Raw genomic sequence first — 18,920 nt, 5'->3', positions numbered from 1 at the left:
CGCCGCGTGGGACGCGGCGAATGATGAATGTGGAATTATCCTGAATCCTGCGTCAATTGATGAACAGACCGTTTTCTCAGCCACCGTCTATGCTGTCAGAGCCCGGTACTAGGGGATTGAGTGAAAGCTACTTTTTCAGTCGCTGTCACTCCCATGCCCCGGGGACCTCGAAAGCTGACGATCAGGTTTGGCACGACGACGCTGACGCATTATGGCGGCGTGTATCTCTTGCACCGGTTCTTGTCGCGCATCGGCTTCAAGGACGCGATCGCCCGCCAACTCCGAGTGACGCAGCGGAACAATCGTTACAGCGTCGGCCAAATGCTGCTGGCGTTGCTCTATCCGATGATCCTCGGGCTGGAACGCATCGAGACGACCCAGTTGCTGCGGCAGAACGGCGTGTTCCAGTACCTCACGGGGCTGCACGCCTATCCGAACCCGTCCACGTTGCGGCGATTCTTGCTGCGCATCGCCCCGACAGCCCTGCTCCAACTGCGCGCGGTGCACGATCGCTTCCTGGCGCGCATGATGGCACGACCCAACCGGCCGACGCGGCTGATCTTCGATATCGACTCCACCGTCTTGGTGGTCTATGGCAACCAGGAGCACGCCCGGGTCGGCTACAACCTGATCAAGCGCGGCCGGCCGTCGTACCACCCGCTGCTCTGCTTCGAGGGGCGGACCAAGGACTTCTGGCATGGCGAGTTGCGGCCGGGCGATGCCCATACCGCCAGTGGAACCCGCGACTTGCTGGCGGCGTGCTTCGGGAAGATTCTGGCGGGGGTCCGGTTGGTGATTGTCCGCGCAGACAACGGGTGTTACGCCCACACGCTGGTCGAGTGGCTCGAAGCGCAGCGGGCCCGGTTCGTGATTGTCGCCCGTCTGACGGCCCCGCTCAAACGCAAGCTGGTGCATCTGCGGTATGTGAGCCCCAGCCGTGGCATCGAGGTGGCCGAGTTCCGCTATCAGCCCATTCGGTGGCCGCGGCCCTCTCGCGTTGTCGTCGCCCGCCGACCCCAGTCCGAAGAACCGAGCGAGCAACTGACACTGGTCAAGCTTGGCAAGTATCACGACCAAGTCTTGGTCACGAATCTGCCGTTGCAACCGCTGAACCTCTGGCGCTTCTCCAACGATCGCACCGGGGTGGAGTTGCTCATCAAACAGCTCAAAGGGGATGACGCCCTAGGCAGCATCCCCACCCGCCACTTCATGGCCAACGAGACGTATTTCCATCTGCTTCTGTTAGCCTACAACCTGATGAATTGGTTCAAGCGGCTCTGCCTGCCGCCCGAGTTTCAGAATGCCACGTTGCAGACCCTTCGGCACCACATCCTGTTGATGCCGGCTGTGCGTCGTCGAACGGACAATCGACCCTGCTTGGCCTTACCCGCCAGTGGCGCTCGGGAAACTGCCTGGCAATATGCCCTACACCAGATCGAGAGACTCAAACTCTAAAGGCAGCACTTTTCACGCAGGATGCAGGTTGAATAGCCATACGGTCATATGGCTACACGGCGGGCGAGAGGAGCAATTCATTCCTTTTCGCCGGCCGCCAGGCGGGCGAACTGGCGTTTCATTGCGTTGACTCGGGTGAGGTAGCGGCGGACGTCGTGGTCGCCGCATTGCTGCTTGGGGGTCAACCGGAAGCCGCGCTTGCCATAGGCTTCGCCCGCCCCGGCCCCGCAGAGGTGAATGATCGCCGCCAGATCCTGCTTCTGCTGGAGCGCAGCGGCCTTCCGCCGGTGCGCCGTCGCATTCGCGACAGCGCGGTCCAGCAGGGCCGCGGTCAGCTCGATGGCATGGCTCGGCAGGACGCGGGTGTAAAGGCTGTTGAACCAGCACGATCTCATGTCGTGCCAGGGGCCGTCCTCGACCACCACGTGATTGTGAATGCAGTAGCGCTTCGCCTCGCGAAACGTCGCGTCGGTGATCTGATACATGCCGACCGCGCTCGATGCAGGTTTGTAGACTTCGAAGGGATTTTGCGCCGGCCGCGCCCGCCAGTACGTCCGCGCGACAGGGTTGCCCCCGCCTTCCACCTGGGCGAGCGCGGCCAGCAGCTCCGGCGTGATGACGGCGGTGGAATGTTCGCGGAAGAGCGGCCCGTATTCCCGCCACGTCTCGGCCGGGCTCTTGGTCAGCGCGGCATCCATCGGAAAGAACAGTTCGGTCGGCTTGCGGATCACCTGATACACCCAATTGACGGCCAGGCATGCCACCAGGATAACGGCCGCGCCCACGAGAACTCGGACCGCAATCGGCGCGGCCCGGAACGCCCGCATGACCCGCCGGCACGACCGCGTAACGCGCTTGGCCGCAAGGCGAACCCGGCGTATGCGCCTTCTGAGAGAAACAGCTCTGCCGGCATGCGAACGTGACTTAGCGGCCATGAACTATTATCCCTCAGCTCCACCCACCGGCCAAACAGCGGCTCCCAACGAAGCCCCGCAAACAACAAACGCTCATCATTCATGTCTCGGATGGAACGAACGCACGGCGAAGCCACAACCTCAGATCTTCCTTACTTCACCTCAGCCGGGCTGGACTGCTGGAGCGGGCATCAGAGCCGATTTGTGCTCCGACCGTTGCCGAAGCGAAACGGCCCGCTCCAAGCGGGTGGTGAGGGCGCACGGCGCGATGAATAAAGAGCGCCAAGCCTGTGCGCGCCGCCGAGTCGGTGAGGCGGCCGGTGTCGTGCGAAGTTCCGTTCGACGGATAGTCGGAACGGAACAAGTTCCGCAACCAAGTGGAGCTGAGGCTTACGGCGGACCAAAACGGCTCTGGCCTCAAGCAAAGGCAGTCCAGCCCGGCCTGTCCCTACCGCCATTGCAGCGATGCCGGCAAGGCCGAATAGATGTCGTAGGAGATCGCGAAGCCGTAGGTCGGTCCGTAATCCTGACGATTCAACTGGTCGTTCCAGGTTTCAAACGTGAACCGCCTGATCCGCACCGCGGCGGTCCAGAAGCGCTCTTCCAACGCGTTGCCTTTCAAGTCAGCGAAGAGGCCGGAATCGATGGTCGCGCCGATTTCGATCTCGAAGAACGGAGACCCGTCGGCGCCATCGTAGATGCCCCAACTGATCGACCCCTGAGCTAGGTAGGATTCCGGCGAGACCTGGCGAAAGGCGGCGCCTGAATACAGTCGTCCGTACCGCACCATCCCGGACAGATGAAACCCCTTCAGCCAGCCGAGAACCGGAATTGCCTGTTCCCATGACGTGGGCAGCGCCCACGACCCGATCGGCGCGCGGCGGAACCCGGCGCGCGCGAATCCTTCATGATAGAGGCTGCCGGTCGAGACCCCGGCGCCGGCAAAGAGTCCCTTCCGCCACGCTCCCAGATCGATCCAGCGCGTGAGGGAGCCGTCGATCATGAAATCGGTTTCTTCCCGGAGCCGGCCGATCGGCACCTTAGGAATTCCCCAGACCGTGTCATGAATGAACTCGTTCTGTAGATAACCGGTCGGCTGGTTTCCCGTCGGGCCGGCGCCGACGGTCAGATTGGTGCTCCAGTGCTCCCAGCGCCTCCAGTGTTCGGTCCAACTGATGGAAGCGAAGTTGAACCCCATCGTCTCCCTGATATTGTTGAAGCGTCGCCCTTCGCCGTTAAATTCGGTGAACCGATTGAAATTCCCCGTGAGCGCCAGCGTCGGCGACTGGTCCGGATAGGCCAGCGCGCCCCAATGCACGGCGGGGGCTCCCGTTTCGGCCTGAGCCGCGGCGGCGCTCGCGAGCAGCCCGACTCCCAGCATCAGAAGCCCGAGCCGTCGATCCAAGAGACGCCTTTTCAACACGGGTTCTCCTTCACCGCTTCTCTCAGTGGAAACAGTGCCAAGCAACAGCCGTTCCGCTGCAATGATAACAGCGCAGCGGAACACGCCGTAGAACAATCCTGTTTGATGAAACGCGAACGGTCGGCGCGGGAAGCGCTCAGCCGATGCTGAGCGCGAAGGCTGAGTGCAGAACTGGGAGTGCTGAACGCGCCATGCGGTCTATTCAGACTTCAGCGTTGAGGATTTTAACGGCCGAACGCTTTCTTGAGCAGCGGCTCGACCTCCCCCTTCTTCTCCATGGGATCGAGAATGTCGGTATCGCCGTAGAACTGGCCGTCGATGAAGACCTTGGGGAGCGTCGGCCAATTGGTCATCTTGGTCAAGGCCTCGCGCTTGGCGGGATTCGACAGCACGTCGATGACTTCGTAGGGATAGCCGTACTTGTCGAAAAATTGCATCGTCTCGCGGGTGAACCCGCACATGGGCATCGTCTTCGTCCCTTTGCCATAGATCAGAATCTTGTGGGTTTTGATCTCGCGCTGGATTTCCTCTTCGATCGGGTCGCGCATGTTCACCCTCCATCAATCAGCCGACAGCGTGCAGCCGTCAACGTACCGTGATCAGCTATCAGCCGTCGGCTGTCAGCTATTAGCTATCGGCTACCAGCTATAACTCACGTTTCATCCGTCGTCCGAGCGGTGATCTCCAACGCATGGATCCGGCCGTCCTTCATCGGCGCCGCCAGGGCCTGGTACACCATGCGATGCCGGTCCAGCAGGTTCTTGCCCTTAAAGTGATCCGACACCACCGTGATGACGAGATGGTCCATCGTCCCGGTGCGATCGGTCACCGACACCATCGCATCCGGCATGATCTGCCGAATATAGTTGGTCAGCGCGTCCTGCGTGATCATCGAGCCCGAAGGAACGACGTAAAAATACTCCACTCCCCTCGGCAAACGCAATTCCCCGCTCTGGAAATAGCCAGCAGCCAGTAGCGAACAGCTCTGAAATAGCGAGTAGCGGGTAGCAAATAGCTCTGATCTATGACGAGCTATTCGCTGCTAGCTATTGGCTAGTTTCATGCTGCCGATCGTCCGAAAGGCCCTCAGGACTGTTATCGAATCGTATACGCCGGGGTATCGATTTCGATACGCCTCGCCGCGCACTCCGGAAGACTGCGCGCAGAGAAGGCGATCGTCGCACCCGTTCGAACCTTCTCGAAAATCTTCAGCTTTCCGGCGCGCCCCGGTCATGACCGTCATCAGGCCTGGTGCTGGTACGGATGTTGCGCGTGTCGAGCTGCAACAAGGTCATGACAGGCCGGCGGGAGGTTGGACCATGACGCTCACGATCGTGACGGCGATCGCGCTCATCGCGGTCGGAATGGTGTTGGTTATCCGAAGCATCTGGTCACGGTAGCCACGCGACTACGCCGGCGGATCGGTCGTCACGGTGCCTCGGGCGCGCGTGGGCGATGGTGCTTTTCGCGCGCGCATGGCTGATCTCAACCAGCGGCCCAGGCCAGTGATCCAACGTCTCGCTGTAAGTTGCGGAAAATCTGAATCCATCCGCCCGGATGTGCGACGGCATCGATGTTGCGACGTAAGACGACGACGCTCGAGTCGGGTCGGGCAGCGGCGCAGTGCACCTCAATAGACAAGGAGGATCACATGACGGAGTACAAAACGGATCTTCTTTTCGGTTCCTCAACCGGCAACGGCCGCATCCTCGTGGTCGATGACGAACCGGACATCCGAAAAGTGGTGCGCATGACCTTGCAGAAGGCCGGCTACGACGTGCTCGAAGCGGAGAACGGCGAGAAGGCCATCGAAATCATCAACACGGGCGAAAATCGCGTGATGTTGGACGTCGTGATCTGCGACATCCGCATGCCCAAGATCAACGGCGTGGAAGCCATCGCGTACTTCCGGAGAGAATACCCGCGCGTTCCCCTGATCGTCCTGACCGGCTTCCCCGACACCGACATGGCGACGTCACTGATGAGAGACGGCGTGGTGGACTACCTGGTCAAACCGGTGGAAGGCGACAAACTGAAGGCCGCCGTCGCCCGCGCCATGGAACAGCGGGAGATCGCGCATCTCTGACGAGTCGCTCTCTCCCTGATCCCTCCCCTTCCGGAGGAGAGACGGTTTCTCCTTCGGAAGGCGACGGGGCGGCGCAGGAAGTCCCGGCCTTCGGCACGTCTCCGGGTCGGCGAACAAGCGTGCGCGCGATGGCTCCATCCCACACCACGAAGGTGGCCATATTGGGCGCCGGCAAGGGCGGGACCGCCCTCCTGGATCTGTTGCACCAGGTTCCGGGCATCGTCATCGTCGGGATCACGGACAAAAATCCTCTGGCGCCCGGCCTGCAACGGGCGAGGGACCTGAACATTCCGGTCACCGACGGAGTCCGTGATCTCATCGCGAATCACGGCGTCGGTCTCATCCTGGACGTCACGGGGGACCCCGAGATGGAGCGGTTCGTCCTCGCCCACAAGGGTCCCGGCGCCGAAGTGCTGAGCGGCGCGGTCGCCCGACTGCTCTGGACTCTGATTCAACACCAGACCAAACTGCAGACCGAGCTTTTCCATGCCGAGAAGCTGGCCGGAGTGGGCTCGTTCGCCGCCGGCATCGCGCACGACATCAACAATCCCTTGCAACTGATCCTGGGCCTCGCCGAGAATCTACTCGAAGAACAGGACCCGGCGGTCGTGCGGGAGCATGCGCGGGACATCATCCAGGCCGTCAACCGCACCAGCGCGATCTGCCGCGATCTCACGCGCTACGCAAGGCGATCCGTCGGCGAAGAATCCGCGCGCGTCGATCTGAACGCCAAGCTGGACGAGGCGCTGAAGATCGCCCGCCATGCCGTCGCCTTTCAGGACATCACGGTGGTTCGGCGCTATGCGCCCGAGCCGATCGTGACGGGGAACCCGGACGAGCTGTTGCACGTCTTCGTGAACCTGATCTCCAACGCCGTCCAGGCCATGGAGCGGGGCGGCACGCTCACGCTCCGGACCGGCCGCGAGAACGGAGTCGTGACCGCCAGCGTGTCGGACACCGGCTGCGGCATCCCGCAGGACTTGATCGGGCGGATTTTCGAGCCGTTTTTCACGACGAAGCCGCCGGGGAAAGGCACAGGCTTGGGCCTGTACAATGCGAAGGCCGTCGTGACCAGGTTGCACGGCAAGATCCACGTGGACAGCCGCGTGGGTGCCGGCTCGACGTTCCGCATCGAGCTCCCGCCGGCCGAACCGGTTCCGCCGGAGAACGGACCATGATCCGTGACGGACCGCTCACAGGACGCCGCCTCCGCTGGGGGTTGAAGGGCAAGCTCATCCTCTCCATGCTGTTGGTGGGCGTGGTGCCCCTCTTCGCCGGCCTCCTCATGGCCTTCCTGCAGGGTTCCCGCGAGATCCGCGAAGTCAGCGGCGAAAGCTTCAAGGCCCTCGCCACCGAGACGGCCCGGAAGCTCGATCTCGTCGTCGGCGAGGAGATCGCCCGCACCTCGCGCATCGCGATCGATCCCGTCATTGTGGCCGAATTGGAACGGCGGCGGGACCGGATCGAGTCCCTTTCGGAAGACCAGGCGCGCGCGGCGCTTGAGGCGCAGGCCGCCCGGTGGCGTGCCCGCGACCCGGCTTTGATCAAAGACATCACCGACAACAAGCTCGCGCGACTCCTGCGCCAGCACTACACCGGCTCGAACAGCGATCCCGGCCAACCCTTGCCCGAAGCCGTGCGTTCGGCCACCAAGGCCCTGTTCCTCACGGACAAGATGGGCGCCCTGGTGGCAAGCCTGAACGCGGACGCCCCGTATGCGAACGGCGAGGCCGCGTGGTGGCAGGGCGCCTTCAACAAAGGCGTCGGCACCACCTACATCGAAGACGTCGCGTTTGACGACCGCATCGGGACCTACGTCTTCACCCTGTCGGTGCCGGTGATGGACAGCATCCGCTACGAAGCGATCGGCGTCCTGCACCGCGTCCTGGACGCGAAGGAATTCTTCTCGCCCTCCGTCTCGCCGATCCGGTTCGGCAAGACCGGCCACGTGATGCTGATCGACAGCCGGGGCATCGTGATGAACTGTCCGATCCTACCCACCGGCGTGCGTCTGGCGGACACCGCGCTGATCCCGCTCGTCACGCCGCTTTCGCCCGGCTGGGTGAACGCGCCCAGCGACGGGCACGGCGGCCGGACGTCGTCCATCATCGGCTTCGCGCCGCTGCCGGAAACGAGCCGGGCCACCAACGGCTCCTCCGACACCGCCTGGCATACATTCGTCTGGCAATCCTCGAGCGAGCTGTTCGCGCCCATCCGCCATCTCTTCACCTGGCTTTCCGTATTCGGTCTGGTCGCCGTCGGGCTGCTGATCATGCTGGGCTCTTTCGCCGCCGGCCGGATCGTCACCCCGGTTCGCCAATTACAGGAAGCGGCGCGGTCGATCGGTCGGGGCGAATTGCGCGATCGGCTCACCATCCGGACCGGCGACGAGCTTGAAGATTTGGCCGAAGAGATCAATCGGATGAACGCCCAACTGGAAGCCGCCTTCGCCGGATTGACCACCCAGGTGGAATTGAAAAGCCAGGAAGTCCAGTACCTGCAGAAATCGACGGATCAGATCCTCGACGCCGTGCCGACCCCCATCATCATGGTCGACCAGGCCGAGCAGGTCCAATACATGAATCGAGCCTGTAAGGACGCGTTCACGCTTGCGGAAGACGACGAACCGCGCCCGACCACCCTGTTCGACCTGCTGCGCGTCAACCCGTCCGTGCAACAACGGCTGCGCCAGGAACTCCTGAGCGCCGGCAACGGGTCGTTGCAGAAGACCGGCGCGCCGGACATTGGCCCGTTGGGCGAGGCCCGCGACCCGCTTGCGCCCGCGCTGGCCCATTCGGCGCGAGGCGGGCGGCGCGAACTCCAACTCGGCCGGCACCTCTACCGGTACGAATGGTTCAGTCTGGGCGGCCGTCCCGGCGAGGGCCGGCGGATCGGCCTCGTCCTGCGGGATGCGACCGAAGAGAGCCGCCTTCAGGATCAGCTCATTCAGGCGGAGAAATCCGGCAGCCTCGGCGTGCTCACGGCCGGCATCGGACACGAATTGAACAACCCGTTGTTCGGCATTCTCGGACTCGGCGAGGCCATCCAGGAAGAGACGGACCTGGGCCGGATCAAAGCCTACGCCAGAGACATCGTCGAGCACGGGCGCCGGATGGCCGCCGTCATCCGCGATTTCGCCGGCCAGACGATCCGCGAGGCCAAGGACCAGCGCGTGCCCGTGGACGTGAACGCGCAGCTCGATCAGGCCTGGGCGATCGTGCAGAGCGGGTCCGAGACCCTCGGCGTCGAGACTCAGAAATACTATCAGCCGCACCTGCTCGTCAGCGCCCTGCCCGACGAGCTCCGCCAGGCGTTCGTCAACGTCCTGGCCAACGCCGTCCAGGCCATGCGCGGCAAGGGCTCGCTGGTGCTGCGCACGGAACGCGACGCGTCGGCGATCACCATCATGATCCGCGACACCGGCCCGGGTATCCCGCACGAGCACCTGACCAAGGTCTTCGATCCTTTCTTTACCACCAAACCGCAGGGCGAAGGGTCCGGGCTCGGCCTCACGATCGCGAAGCGCATCGTCGTCAAGTTCGGCGGCGACATCCGCCTGGAAAGCGTGGAAGGGCAGGGCGTCACCTGCTGGATCACCCTTCCCGCCGTCGACGCCCCCTCGCAGAAGGAGGAACGGACGCCATGAACGGGTTCAGGAGAGCGGGCGACGGCTGCGCGCTCGCCGCCGTCGTCGCAGCAGGTCTCGGTGTCGCCGCCGTCGCGTTGCACGCCAAAGACGCCGGCAGCCTTCCGGCCGGCATCCCGCCGGAAAAAGTCGCCGATTACGTCCACTCGGTGATCCAGGCGGATCGCACCATTTACACGACGATGGTCGTCAATCGGATGCAGGAGAAGGGCATCGTGAACGCCGAAGAACATTGGGAGCAGAACAACGCGCTTCCCTTGCCCGCTCAGTTCCTCCAGCATTCCGGCAAGCTGGTCGCCGAAGGCGGCGGCGGAATCCGCTACCGGTTGATCAGCCTGTGGCCGATCTACCAACGGAACGCGCCGGCGACCCCGCTGGAACGCAAGGCGTTGGAAACGGTCAGCGCCCAACCGGACCGCCCGTTCACCGGCATCGTCACGAGCGGCCGCAAACGATATTTTCAGGCCGTGTACGCCGACCGCGCCGTCTCGAAGGTCTGCGTGAGCTGTCACAACAGCCACCCGTTGAGCCCCAAGCGCGACTTCAAGCTGAACGACGTGATGGGCGGCATTGCGATCACGATCCCGCTGGAGTAGTTTCGGAATCGTGAGGCGTGAAACGTCAGGCGTGAGACGCTGTCGCTAACAGAACGTGCGGTCAATGCACGAGCACGTCCGTTGCTCTGCATAACGGCTCACGCCTCACCCCTTACGCCTCACGAATGTTCCAGAGAATGGTATTCCTCGCGGTAGATCTGGAGGGTCGTGATCAGCAGGCCAGCCAGGATCGGGCCGAGAAAGATGCCGATCACGCCGTACAACGCGAGCCCGCCGAGCACGCTGAACATCAAGAGAAAGACCGGAATCTGCGCTCCCTGCCCGATCAACACGGGCTTGAGGATGTTATCCACCATGGTGACGACGCCGGCGCCCCAGGCCAGCATCACCAGCGCCTTCCCGACCGGCCCGACCCAGAAGAGATACAGCGCGACGGGCACCCACACCAACGCCGTTCCCCCGAACGGCAACGGCGCAAGCAGCATCGTCAATGCCGTGAGCACGACCGGAAACGGCACGTTGAGCGCCCAATACGCCGCGCCGGCCAGGAGCCCCTGAGCGACGGCGGTCAGCAACAACCCCTTCACCACCGCCCGAACCGTTTGATCCAACCGCAGGAAGATTTTCTGCTTGTGCGCGGCGTCGAGTGGAATGAGTTCGTACGCGGAAGACAGCCATCGTCTGCCGTCCTTGAAGAAGAAAAACAGGGTGACGACCATGACCAGAAAATCCGCGACGAGAAGGAACACGTTCCGGATGAGGTCACTGACCTCATTCACGAGAAACTCGCTCACCGTCCTCGCGCTGGAGAGGAAGAACGACTCCAGGTTCCCCTGCTTCGTTTCGGCCTGCCTGATCGCCTCCCTGAGCAGGTCCCCTCCGATCGGCAGCCGCGCCAACTGGTCGGGCAGCCGTTCGATGCCGCCGGACACGATCCAGCCCCGCACCGCCTGTTCCGCGCCGCGCGCTTCCTTGACCAGCATCACGCCCAGGAGCAGCAGCGGCACCACGACGAGCGCGATGATGGCCAGCGTCAGCAGCACCGCGGAGAGGGTCTCCCTGCCTCGCATCCAGGATGACAGCCTCGCGTGAATCGGAAAGGTCAGGTGTGCCAGAATGATCGCCCACAGGATGGGAAAGAGGAACGGGCGGAACATCAGCGCGATCTGGTACAGCAACAGCACCAGCACGGCGAAAAAGGCGAGCGAAAAGAGTTGTTGTCGGGTCATGGGGCAATCGTATTGCGGGACGGGCGTGACTGGCGAGACAAGCGCGAGTCGCATTTCGCGCCGGTCGCGCGAGTCCCGCTCGTCCTCACCGGAGCAACGGGTCGCGGCCGAAGGCTCCTAGATAGCAGAACGGTCAGGCCTTGTCACGAACCTTGGGTGCGCAGCGATTTGCGACGAAAGCCGACGCGCGGCAGGCAGTCTGGGATCGGTTGCAGCAGAACGGGGCGGCCCGCTTCCCGTTTCCTCCGCACGGGCGCATTCCCAATTTCGCCGGCGCAAAAGAAGCGGCGCGGCGCCTGTTCGAGCTGGAGCCGTGGAAGACGGCCAAGCGGATCAAGGTGAACCCGGACGCGCCGCAGCGGTACGTCCGCGAAGAAGCGCTTCGCCGGGGGATCGTCGTGTTCGTACCGACGCCGCGCCTGCGGGCCGGCTTCACGCGGCTCGATCCCGCTGAGATCCCGGAAGACAAGATCGCCGAGGCGGCGGCGCTCTCGACCAGCCGGGCATGGGCGGAAGAGGTGCCGCTGACAGACCTGCCCAGGCTGGATGCGATCGTGTGCGGATCGGTCGCCGTCACGCGCGAGGGGCGGCGTTGCGGCAAAGGCGAAGGCTACAGCGACTTGGAATACGCGATCCTCCGCGAACTCGGCCATCCGCCGGTGCCGGTCGCGACCACCGTTCATGACCTGCAGCTCGTCGACGAGTTTCCCCGGAACGAGACCGATCTTCCGCTCTCGGTCATCGTTACCCCGACGCAGACGATTACCGTCACGGACCCGCCGCCTCCGCCCGCAGGCATCGCGTGGGGCCGGTTGACCGAGAACGACTTCGAGGACATGCCGATCCTGGAGGACCTTCGCCGTTTGAAGAGAATCCAGCCGACTCTGTTTTCCACCGGACTGGCGTCGCGCACGCTTTGGGCCGGACGGAGCGGCCGTGGCCGCACGAATGCCGGTCGAAAGAAACGACGATAAGACGGGGGGCGCGCGTCAGAGATCGGACCGCTTCTCGGAGACGGCCGGAGCTTTGCTGCGGTGGGCGGTGAGGTCGTGCACGTTGCCGGAGGCTTGCGGCGACTGGTCGGTCCAGGGACAGGGCCCCATGTCCGAGAGCCCTTGGAAATAGGCGCCCTCCTCGATCGAGAAGATCGGCGCGCGCACTTCGCCGATCAACACGCCCGGCTTCAGCAGTTGCACCTTCTCCGTCGCGTTCACGTTCGCCTTGACCTTGCCGCTGCTCACGAAGGTGCCGGTGTTGACGGTGCCCCGCACGATGCCCTCGTCGCCGACCACCACCGTGCCCTTGGTGTGAATCTCGCCTTCGAGGAGCCCGTCGATCCGCACCGTGCCGTCGACGCGGATTGCGCCTCTCAGCTCCACGCCGCGCGCCAGGAACGTGATGTTTTCTTCGGACGGAGGAGGTCCGTTCTTCTTCCTGATAAGGTCCACCGCCAACGCTCCCCGTGCTTCCGGCTCGCCCCTGACCGGCCGCCGACGGGCCTATCCTAGCACGATTTCTTAGAAGAAGTGATAGGAAATCCCGATCACGAGGGTGTGCGCCTGGTAATCGCTGATCAGTCCGTTTGCAGATCCCGGCCCGTTCGTATCCAGATCGCGGAATCGGAACGTCGCGCGGTCGTACTTGTATTCGCCGAATAACGCGACTTCCTTGCTCACGAACAACCGCGCCCCGCCGAGCAGATGGAAACCCGGAGCCGAATCCGTGTCGCGGGCGAAGGCCTGGGTCGCTTTGGCGAAGTACACGCCCATGCCCAGACCGGCATAGGGCTGGAAGCGTTCGCCCGGGTAGCGACCGATAATGCTGAAGGCCAGGGTCGTCACTCTGGTCAGCGCCCCGACGACTCGGGAATTCGAGGAGACTCCGGCCGCGTTCGTCCGGGTCGCATCCTGCCCTTCGAGATGCGGCGTCGTCGTGTAGAGGTCGGCTTCAAATCCCAGCCACTTGGTCTGTTCCAGGAAATAGCCGACCTTGGCGCCGTAAGTGAACGAGTTGTTGAGATCGAGGTCGGTGAGACGGATATTTCCTCCAACTTCCCTGACTCCGCCCAAATCCTCCGGAATCGTGAACCCCAACTGTCCGCCGACGTACAGCTCGGCCGACGCGGGCGAGGAAGCCGTGACAGGTATGAGCGTCGCCAGCGCGATGAGGAGGACAAGACCGACTCGGTTCGCTTGCATGGGAGACCTCCTTGCGAGACCGATACATAGAAAATAGATGCCACAACGCCGGGGCCCGCCTCCGGTCGCGACGACGGGCCGTACGTACCACGCAGCAAGGTGGATGCCACCCACGTCACCTCCCCATCTTCGCGGGAAAACTCCATGAGCATACGCCGCCTCCGGCCTCGCAGGACAAGAGGTTTCACGGTCCGTCGTAAGACGGATTCTGCGTCGTGAAGGCACGCATCGCGGCGGCGCCACGGCGACGACTGTATGAAATCGCCTCTACACCTGTCAGCTTCGTGACACAGTCCTCGACGGCTTCCTCCGCCCCACCACAATATAATATAGGCGGACACGCGCGCCTCCATGCGGCGCCGGAGCGGTCGGCGAGAAAAATCGCGTGACACCGCCGCTTCGTTTCTGGTATCGTCGCGACTCATTTTGCCTTGCGATCGAGAACCGGGAGGTGGCGCGGTGGCGCGATGGAATCAGGAGACGTTCTGGCAGCGGAGTCTGGGCGTGGTCTTTCCCTGCGTCATGGTATCGATGCTCATGGATCGCGAGCTCACGATCACGTTGCTGGACCTGTGGGAAGATCCCTCGCCATGGCGCATGCTGTTCTTCGTCTCGCTGGCGTTCCTCATCGTCGGGCTGGCCAGGAATACCGCCCGTCTGAGAACGCTGACCGAGCGACAGGCGGCCGAGGTCGGCTCGGCGTCGCGTCCGGCCGATCACACGGACCGAGCGCCCGCGACACACCTGCATCCGGATCACGATCCGAGCCGGGAGCCGGTCCGCTGCGACCGCCCGGTCCGCCCTCATCGGAACGGCCATCTTCGTCCGCGCCACGCTCATCCGGTCGCAACAAGCGACCCGGACGGCCGCCGTTCCTGACCGGAAACTTTCCTTTCCTCCTTCACCGTACTCCGGTGCACCGCTTCCCCGCGCACTCGGGTGGGTCCCCTTTGCTCCGCCCCGTTCTCACGGGGCCTCGGCGCGTCATCTCGGCTGTGCCTCAGCGCCCCGCCTCCCTCTCCGGCTCTTCGACCCCTCGGGCAATGAACACCGTCAGGCATGCCACGAGCCATCCTCAGTTGAGACGCTTCTCCGACCCTCCGCGCCGGCCGCACACACCGTGTGTCTGACCGGCCGCACAGGGACTTTCCTTCACTGTCGGATTGCCGGTTCGGATCAGCGTGATCCTGGCCAACCGGTTCGCCCCGGCTTTCGCCGAGGATCCGTCGCCGGGACCCATTGCTTCCGGAATGCAATGGGTGCCCCGCGCAAGTGGGCGCCGGCCAGGAGGTTTGACGCAAGTCCTTGGGATTCCACCCCTCGAAGGTCTCACACAACGCGTCCGCCGGGTACCCATTGCGCTTCCCGTCGCAACGGGTGGAACGTCACGAATCCTCGTTCTTCATGCGGGCTAGCGTACCGGACGAGAGGGACGTGGATGCATCGGCCGCTCGGGCCGGGGAAGAAGGGGTCGAGTGTCGGACGAAGGAGCACGTCCGCCGCCGAACTCCCGACGGAGTTGTCGGCGCAATTCGCGCCGCTCGTCCGGTGACATGGTGCGCCACTGCTCGCGCAGCGCCCGGCGCCGTTCGGGCGGGAGGGATTGAAACCAACGCTTCGCCTCACGGATCGCTTCCCGCTGCTGCGGCGGCAAGCGCCGGAACCGCTCGAAGCGTTCCCGCCGGCGCTGTTGCTCGTCCGGCGGCAATTGCCGCCATTGCTGGAACCGCAGCCGCGCCTCCTCGCGCTCCGACTGACTCATGTTCATCCATTGCCGCGCGCCGTTCAGCAAACGGTTCTGCCGTTCAGGTGGCAATTGGTCCCATGTCCCGCGGAACCGTTGGAGGATCTGTTGCTCATCGGGCGCCAACCCGTCCCAGGGAACGGCCGTTTCTTCGGATTGCGCCACGGCCGGCAGCGCCAACAAGAGCAGAAGGAGCAAGAATCTCAGGCCGCGTGTCATGGTTCGTTGTTCTCGCCGTGCAACCGAGGCTCGGTCGAGGCGCCGGCCGGCGAGCCCGGCTCGATTCGTTTCTTCCTGCGTCGATCGCGAAATTCCCGTTCCCGCGAGGTGTCCGGCCGGTCTTCCATCAAGAAGGCGGGCAGTTCCTCGTCCTGTTGAAACGGATCCACCCATGTGCCGTCTTCCGTCCGCCAAGAACCGAGAAACTCCAGAAAATCGGCCTCAGGAAGGGAATCAGCCTCCCGAGGTGCTGCGTCGGAGACCTGAACCGCGACCACCAGCAGAATGTTGAAAAAGGCCCCCAACTGCGTTCTCGTTGCGCGTCTCCCTGCGACGTACGGCAAAGAGCACACCTCAGTCGCCGCGCTCCTGCGGCCTTGTTGGTTGACCTTTTTGAACATCCTGACAGGCAGAGCCAGAGCCACTTATCCAGCGGTCGCGGTTTCGGCCAACCAGCCATAAAAGTCCAAGTCTTCAGACAGTTCGAAGTTCTCCCCTGAAGTGACCAACTCCAGATCTTCGAGAGGGGGCAGAGGGTTGGGATTCGGCGCACCCGACCTTCCCATCCATAGCGCAACGGCCAGCACGGCCAGCGACGCCATCGCGAACCCGCCGGCCCATCGTAGAGAGGCGATCGGGAATCGATCGGACGGACCCCCGCCTTCCTCAAGCGCGCGCCGGCGAGCCAGCCGGAGCCGGGAGCACGTATCCGGATGGAGATCCGCGAGACTTCGCTCCAGCACCTGCTTCGCCTGCGCCACGAGCCGGGTGTCCGGCTGCTCGTTCTCGGGCTTCATGGCCAATGGTCACCCAGGTTTTTTCTCAAGCTATGCACGGCGCGGGAATAGTGCGTCTTGACGCTGCCTTCCGAGCAACCCATCGCCGCCGCGGTCTGTTTGACGTCGAGTTCTTCCCACGCCCGCAGGAGAAACGCTTGTTGTTGCCGCAAAGGAAGCTGCCGGATCGCCGTTTCAAGCGCGGCATAGGCCCGCTTCTGCTGGACCTGCTCGTCGAGCGGCCCGGTCGAGCCGTCCGGGATCGCTTCGATCGGATCCTCCTGCGCATCGTCATCGGATGGCCAGAACCAGCGTCGCCACCGCTTGCGCACCTGTGTCCGTCGATACCAATCGCGGATACGGCTCTGCAAGATCCGGTGGAACAGCGGTCCCCATTCCGACGCATCGCGCCTCCTATACCGCTGGACGAGCTTGAACATCGCGTCTTGGACCAGGTCCATCGCCTCGTCCACATCGCCCGTCGCAATCTCCGCGATGCGGAACGCGCGTCGTTCGATCCCAGCCAGAAACTGTTCCAATGCCTGGGTGTGATCCAGAGACGACCCCCTCCCGCCCAGACACTGCAGGCCGGGACGTATCGCGGGGTGGCCGATCATCGATCCCTTCCAGCCACCCCACGCCGTTTTACCGCACCCTCGCCGGACGACCGGCTCCCGGGACACGATCGATGCGCCGATCAAACCGGCGGTCGATCCGGTCCCCGAGACGATCCAGCCGATTCTCGATCCGATCCCCCTTCCGGTCAAGCCGGTTTTCGATCCGATCGCCTCGACGATCCAGCCGGGTTTCCACCCGATTGCCCTTCCGGTCCAACCGCTCGGCTCGTTGCTCGTTCCCCGCTGCTCGGGCCCGTTCCGCCGCCCGATCGAGACGGTCGTTCACGGCATCCCCTCGGCGGTCCAATCGCTCATTGACGGCATCCCCCCGCCGGTCGAGCCGTTCGTTGATCCGATCTCCCCGGCGATCCAGGCGCTCATTGATGCGGTCTCCCAGATCGGTCGCGTCGGCATACGCCAGGTACGGCACCGCCGCTACCGCCGCCACGATCATGACCATTCCCCATCCCTCCGTGCGCATGTTCAGTACCTCCTGTGTAGTCGTGGTGAAGATGAATCGGAAACCTCCTTCTTGCCCAAGAAGAACGCATCACCCGCTGAAGGGTTGACGCACACCGTCAGAAGCGGATGGAGACGCCGCCGGTCAGCCCGTAGTCGGGCGCGCCGTCGGAGAGCCCGACCGTCGTCGAGACGTTGACGCGGAACGCCGAGGCGACGCGATAGTTCGCTCCCACCAAGACATCTCGGGGGTTGGGCAAGCCGGAGATGATCGCGCGCCACTCTTCATACGACACGCTCACAAAGAACGCATCCGTGACGTAGTATCCCAGCCCGAGATCGTAGATCCATTGGTTTCTGAGCGTGACGCCTTCCGGTTGTCCGATCACCGTGAAGCCTGCGTCGGCAAAGACGAGCCAGTCGGGCAAGATTTCTTTCGACATCTCGATCCCACCCCCTTCGTCGAACTCTCCTGTGCCCAACCCGATCTCGTTGTTCGCCGTCGGGAATTTGACTCGCGCGGTGATGGCCACCATGGGTGCCAGCTCGTCTTCTTCCAGAACGTAGTAGCGTCCTTGGAGCACGATATCCCCAAGCCCTTGATTGTTGACGACGGCGGGCAACGTGAAGGTTCTGCTCCGGCCCAAAATGGTGACGGTTCGCCTAGGACAGGTTCCCCCCGTCCGATTGGGCAGACCGTTCACCAGCGTGACTCGGCAGTCGCCCGTGACGCTCACGAAGGGAACCGTCAGCGAGAGATCGCCGTCGGCGAACAACCGTCGGATGGTCATCGGCACGGAGAGGATGCTCGTCGGCGAATCCGTACCGTAGGTTCCCGTCGAATAACCTATGGAGAGACTCGTCATCCAGTCTTGCTCTTCGCCGCGACTCACCGGACAAACAAGCCATTGCGCCGCCGTCAGCACAAAAAGCAGCGCCGGGAGTCCGGCAACGCGCGCCTTCATCATCCGGCTGACTCAACCTTCTTCATCGGCGCTCCCCTCGGTGAACGTACAGGAACCGCTCATCTCGCCCACTCGCCCGTCTACCGATGCCGCGCCCCCTGCCGATCATGCTTTTCCCGAAAGATGTTCTTCGACGCTCGGTCTTGCGCCCCATGGATGCGAGCCCGCTCTCGCTTCGTCACCACACCGTCGGCCTTCGCACGATCTTCCATCCTATTGATCTGCTCCTGCCGCCGCTCCAGTCTCGCCGCTTCCCGCTCCGTCAATTGCCCGCCGGCAATGCCCTGATCAACCCGCCGCTCCTGATTAGCCTGCCGCCGATCGATCCCCGGTGTGTCGCTCTGCGCGAGGACGACGGACGCAACCATGACAATCCCTAGCGCTGCTCCAACAACGATGCCTCCCATGGCTACCTCCAGTGATAGGGTGACCACACCGTCCTTCGTGAGGTTGGGAACGCACAGATGGATGAACGGTTGACGCCCTTGCCTTCTTGGGCTCTTCGGGCAATGGTGTGGGTTGTTCTTCACCCTCTCCCATAATGGGAGAGGGTGAGGGTGGATGACCCGGTCCTGGTGCGGGAGATAGGGATAACCGTTATATTTTCAGGCGGTCCGACCACTACGCTGATC

The 18,920-nt window shown here is 63.4% G+C and carries 21 protein-coding genes; 7 read left to right on the top strand and 14 right to left on the bottom strand.

The features are described from left to right. Positions 1-153: 153 nt before the first annotated feature. The gene (locus tag AB1555_11915; GenBank protein MEW6247396.1) at positions 154-1,455 is read left to right on the top strand and encodes an IS1380 family transposase; all 1,302 of its coding nucleotides are present in this window, start codon (positions 154-156) and stop codon (positions 1,453-1,455) included. Positions 1,456-1,532: 77 nt separating this feature from the next. Here AB1555_11915 and AB1555_11910 read toward each other — a convergent pair whose 3' ends face one another. The 4 genes from AB1555_11910 to AB1555_11895 form a co-directional block, all read right to left on the bottom strand. Next, positions 1,533-2,282, bottom strand: a complete 750-nt coding sequence (locus AB1555_11910; protein MEW6247395.1) for a transglycosylase SLT domain-containing protein — start codon at positions 2,280-2,282, stop codon at positions 1,533-1,535. Positions 2,283-2,817: 535 nt separating this feature from the next. Continuing rightward, entirely contained in the window at positions 2,818-3,792 is a 975-nt protein-coding gene (locus AB1555_11905) for a hypothetical protein (GenBank protein MEW6247394.1), read from the bottom strand. A 224-nt stretch (positions 3,793-4,016) separates the two neighbouring features. Further along, complete coding sequence (locus tag AB1555_11900) at positions 4,017-4,340, bottom strand: glutaredoxin domain-containing protein (protein MEW6247393.1); 324 nt, start codon at positions 4,338-4,340, stop codon at positions 4,017-4,019. 104 nt (positions 4,341-4,444) lie between these two features. After that, positions 4,445-4,729: a BolA family protein gene (locus AB1555_11895; protein MEW6247392.1), complete on the bottom strand. Its 285-nt coding sequence runs from the start codon at positions 4,727-4,729 to the stop codon at positions 4,445-4,447. 714 nt (positions 4,730-5,443) lie between these two features. On the opposite strand from AB1555_11895, the gene AB1555_11890 reads away from it, so the two are divergent. From AB1555_11890 to AB1555_11875, 4 genes are all read left to right on the top strand, one after another. Then, positions 5,444-5,878, top strand: coding sequence for a response regulator (locus AB1555_11890; protein ID MEW6247391.1), 435 nt, complete (start codon positions 5,444-5,446; stop codon positions 5,876-5,878). A gap of 128 nt (positions 5,879-6,006) precedes the next feature. Beyond that, complete coding sequence (locus AB1555_11885; GenBank protein ID MEW6247390.1) at positions 6,007-7,056, top strand: ATP-binding protein; 1,050 nt, start codon at positions 6,007-6,009, stop codon at positions 7,054-7,056. Then, the gene (locus tag AB1555_11880) at positions 7,053-9,524 is read left to right on the top strand and encodes an ATP-binding protein (GenBank protein MEW6247389.1); all 2,472 of its coding nucleotides are present in this window, start codon (positions 7,053-7,055) and stop codon (positions 9,522-9,524) included. The genes AB1555_11885 and AB1555_11880 overlap by 4 nt, the downstream gene beginning before the upstream one ends. Continuing rightward, the gene (locus AB1555_11875) at positions 9,521-10,120 is read left to right on the top strand and encodes a DUF3365 domain-containing protein (GenBank protein ID MEW6247388.1); all 600 of its coding nucleotides are present in this window, start codon (positions 9,521-9,523) and stop codon (positions 10,118-10,120) included. Before AB1555_11880 ends, AB1555_11875 begins: the two co-directional genes overlap by 4 nt. 119 nt (positions 10,121-10,239) lie before the next feature. Here AB1555_11875 and AB1555_11870 read toward each other — a convergent pair whose 3' ends face one another. After that, positions 10,240-11,310 (bottom strand): AI-2E family transporter, encoded by a 1,071-nt coding sequence (locus AB1555_11870; GenBank protein ID MEW6247387.1) that lies wholly within the window; start codon positions 11,308-11,310, stop codon positions 10,240-10,242. A gap of 140 nt (positions 11,311-11,450) precedes the next feature. On the opposite strand from AB1555_11870, the gene AB1555_11865 reads away from it, so the two are divergent. Then, positions 11,451-12,284, top strand: a complete 834-nt coding sequence (locus tag AB1555_11865) for a 5-formyltetrahydrofolate cyclo-ligase (GenBank protein ID MEW6247386.1) — start codon at positions 11,451-11,453, stop codon at positions 12,282-12,284. A gap of 15 nt (positions 12,285-12,299) precedes the next feature. Here the strand turns inward: AB1555_11865 and AB1555_11860 are convergent, their stop codons facing one another. Then, positions 12,300-12,758 carry a polymer-forming cytoskeletal protein gene (locus tag AB1555_11860; protein MEW6247385.1) on the bottom strand — a complete coding sequence of 153 codons (459 nt, stop codon included), beginning with the start codon at positions 12,756-12,758 and terminating at the stop codon, positions 12,300-12,302. Between the two features lie 69 nt (positions 12,759-12,827). After that, positions 12,828-13,508 carry an outer membrane beta-barrel protein gene (locus AB1555_11855; GenBank protein ID MEW6247384.1) on the bottom strand — a complete coding sequence of 227 codons (681 nt, stop codon included), beginning with the start codon at positions 13,506-13,508 and terminating at the stop codon, positions 12,828-12,830. A gap of 459 nt (positions 13,509-13,967) precedes the next feature. On the opposite strand from AB1555_11855, the gene AB1555_11850 reads away from it, so the two are divergent. Next, positions 13,968-14,387 carry a hypothetical protein gene (locus tag AB1555_11850; GenBank protein MEW6247383.1) on the top strand — a complete coding sequence of 140 codons (420 nt, stop codon included), beginning with the start codon at positions 13,968-13,970 and terminating at the stop codon, positions 14,385-14,387. A gap of 532 nt (positions 14,388-14,919) precedes the next feature. Here AB1555_11850 and AB1555_11845 read toward each other — a convergent pair. From AB1555_11845 to AB1555_11815, 7 genes are all read right to left on the bottom strand, one after another. Continuing rightward, the gene (locus tag AB1555_11845; GenBank protein MEW6247382.1) at positions 14,920-15,471 is read right to left on the bottom strand and encodes a DUF3106 domain-containing protein; all 552 of its coding nucleotides are present in this window, start codon (positions 15,469-15,471) and stop codon (positions 14,920-14,922) included. Further along, on the bottom strand, positions 15,468-15,776 hold the full coding sequence (locus tag AB1555_11840) for a hypothetical protein (protein ID MEW6247381.1): 309 nt from the start codon (positions 15,774-15,776) through the stop codon (positions 15,468-15,470). Before AB1555_11840 ends, AB1555_11845 begins: the two co-directional genes overlap by 4 nt. A gap of 120 nt (positions 15,777-15,896) precedes the next feature. Beyond that, positions 15,897-16,268: a hypothetical protein gene (locus AB1555_11835; protein ID MEW6247380.1), complete on the bottom strand. Its 372-nt coding sequence runs from the start codon at positions 16,266-16,268 to the stop codon at positions 15,897-15,899. Next, on the bottom strand, positions 16,265-16,864 hold the full coding sequence (locus AB1555_11830; protein ID MEW6247379.1) for an RNA polymerase sigma factor: 600 nt from the start codon (positions 16,862-16,864) through the stop codon (positions 16,265-16,267). Before AB1555_11830 ends, AB1555_11835 begins: the two co-directional genes overlap by 4 nt. Before the next feature lie 28 nt (positions 16,865-16,892). Further along, positions 16,893-17,345 (bottom strand): hypothetical protein, encoded by a 453-nt coding sequence (locus AB1555_11825; protein MEW6247378.1) that lies wholly within the window; start codon positions 17,343-17,345, stop codon positions 16,893-16,895. A 97-nt stretch (positions 17,346-17,442) separates the two neighbouring features. After that, the gene (locus tag AB1555_11820) at positions 17,443-18,291 is read right to left on the bottom strand and encodes a transporter (protein MEW6247377.1); all 849 of its coding nucleotides are present in this window, start codon (positions 18,289-18,291) and stop codon (positions 17,443-17,445) included. Positions 18,292-18,368: 77 nt separating this feature from the next. Next, positions 18,369-18,656 carry a hypothetical protein gene (locus tag AB1555_11815; protein ID MEW6247376.1) on the bottom strand — a complete coding sequence of 96 codons (288 nt, stop codon included), beginning with the start codon at positions 18,654-18,656 and terminating at the stop codon, positions 18,369-18,371. Positions 18,657-18,920 lie beyond the last annotated feature (264 nt).

The organism is Nitrospirota bacterium (assembly GCA_040755395.1).
GTDB lineage: Bacteria > Nitrospirota > Nitrospiria > Nitrospirales > Nitrospiraceae > DATLZU01.
Note: the sequence above shows the minus strand (reverse complement) of the source record. Positions and strands in the feature narration are given on the sequence as shown.

Coding starts and splice junctions, on each gene's coding strand:
- AB1555_11915 (MEW6247396.1), top strand. CDS start 154: ATGCCCCGGGGACCTCGAAAGCTGACGATCAGGTTTGGCACGACGACG.
- AB1555_11870 (MEW6247387.1), bottom strand. CDS start 11,310: ATGACCCGACAACAACTCTTTTCGCTCGCCTTTTTCGCCGTGCTGGTG.
- AB1555_11830 (MEW6247379.1), bottom strand. CDS start 16,864: ATGATCGGCCACCCCGCGATACGTCCCGGCCTGCAGTGTCTGGGCGGG.
- AB1555_11825 (MEW6247378.1), bottom strand. CDS start 17,345: ATGCGCACGGAGGGATGGGGAATGGTCATGATCGTGGCGGCGGTAGCG.
- AB1555_11815 (MEW6247376.1), bottom strand. CDS start 18,656: ATGGTTGCGTCCGTCGTCCTCGCGCAGAGCGACACACCGGGGATCGAT.
- AB1555_11890 (MEW6247391.1), top strand. CDS start 5,444: ATGACGGAGTACAAAACGGATCTTCTTTTCGGTTCCTCAACCGGCAAC.
- AB1555_11875 (MEW6247388.1), top strand. CDS start 9,521: ATGAACGGGTTCAGGAGAGCGGGCGACGGCTGCGCGCTCGCCGCCGTC.
- AB1555_11885 (MEW6247390.1), top strand. CDS start 6,007: ATGGCTCCATCCCACACCACGAAGGTGGCCATATTGGGCGCCGGCAAG.
- AB1555_11820 (MEW6247377.1), bottom strand. CDS start 18,291: ATGATGAAGGCGCGCGTTGCCGGACTCCCGGCGCTGCTTTTTGTGCTG.
- AB1555_11845 (MEW6247382.1), bottom strand. CDS start 15,471: ATGACACGCGGCCTGAGATTCTTGCTCCTTCTGCTCTTGTTGGCGCTG.
- AB1555_11880 (MEW6247389.1), top strand. CDS start 7,053: ATGATCCGTGACGGACCGCTCACAGGACGCCGCCTCCGCTGGGGGTTG.
- AB1555_11910 (MEW6247395.1), bottom strand. CDS start 2,282: ATGCGGGCGTTCCGGGCCGCGCCGATTGCGGTCCGAGTTCTCGTGGGC.
- AB1555_11835 (MEW6247380.1), bottom strand. CDS start 16,268: ATGAAGCCCGAGAACGAGCAGCCGGACACCCGGCTCGTGGCGCAGGCG.
- AB1555_11855 (MEW6247384.1), bottom strand. CDS start 13,508: ATGCAAGCGAACCGAGTCGGTCTTGTCCTCCTCATCGCGCTGGCGACG.
- AB1555_11900 (MEW6247393.1), bottom strand. CDS start 4,340: ATGCGCGACCCGATCGAAGAGGAAATCCAGCGCGAGATCAAAACCCAC.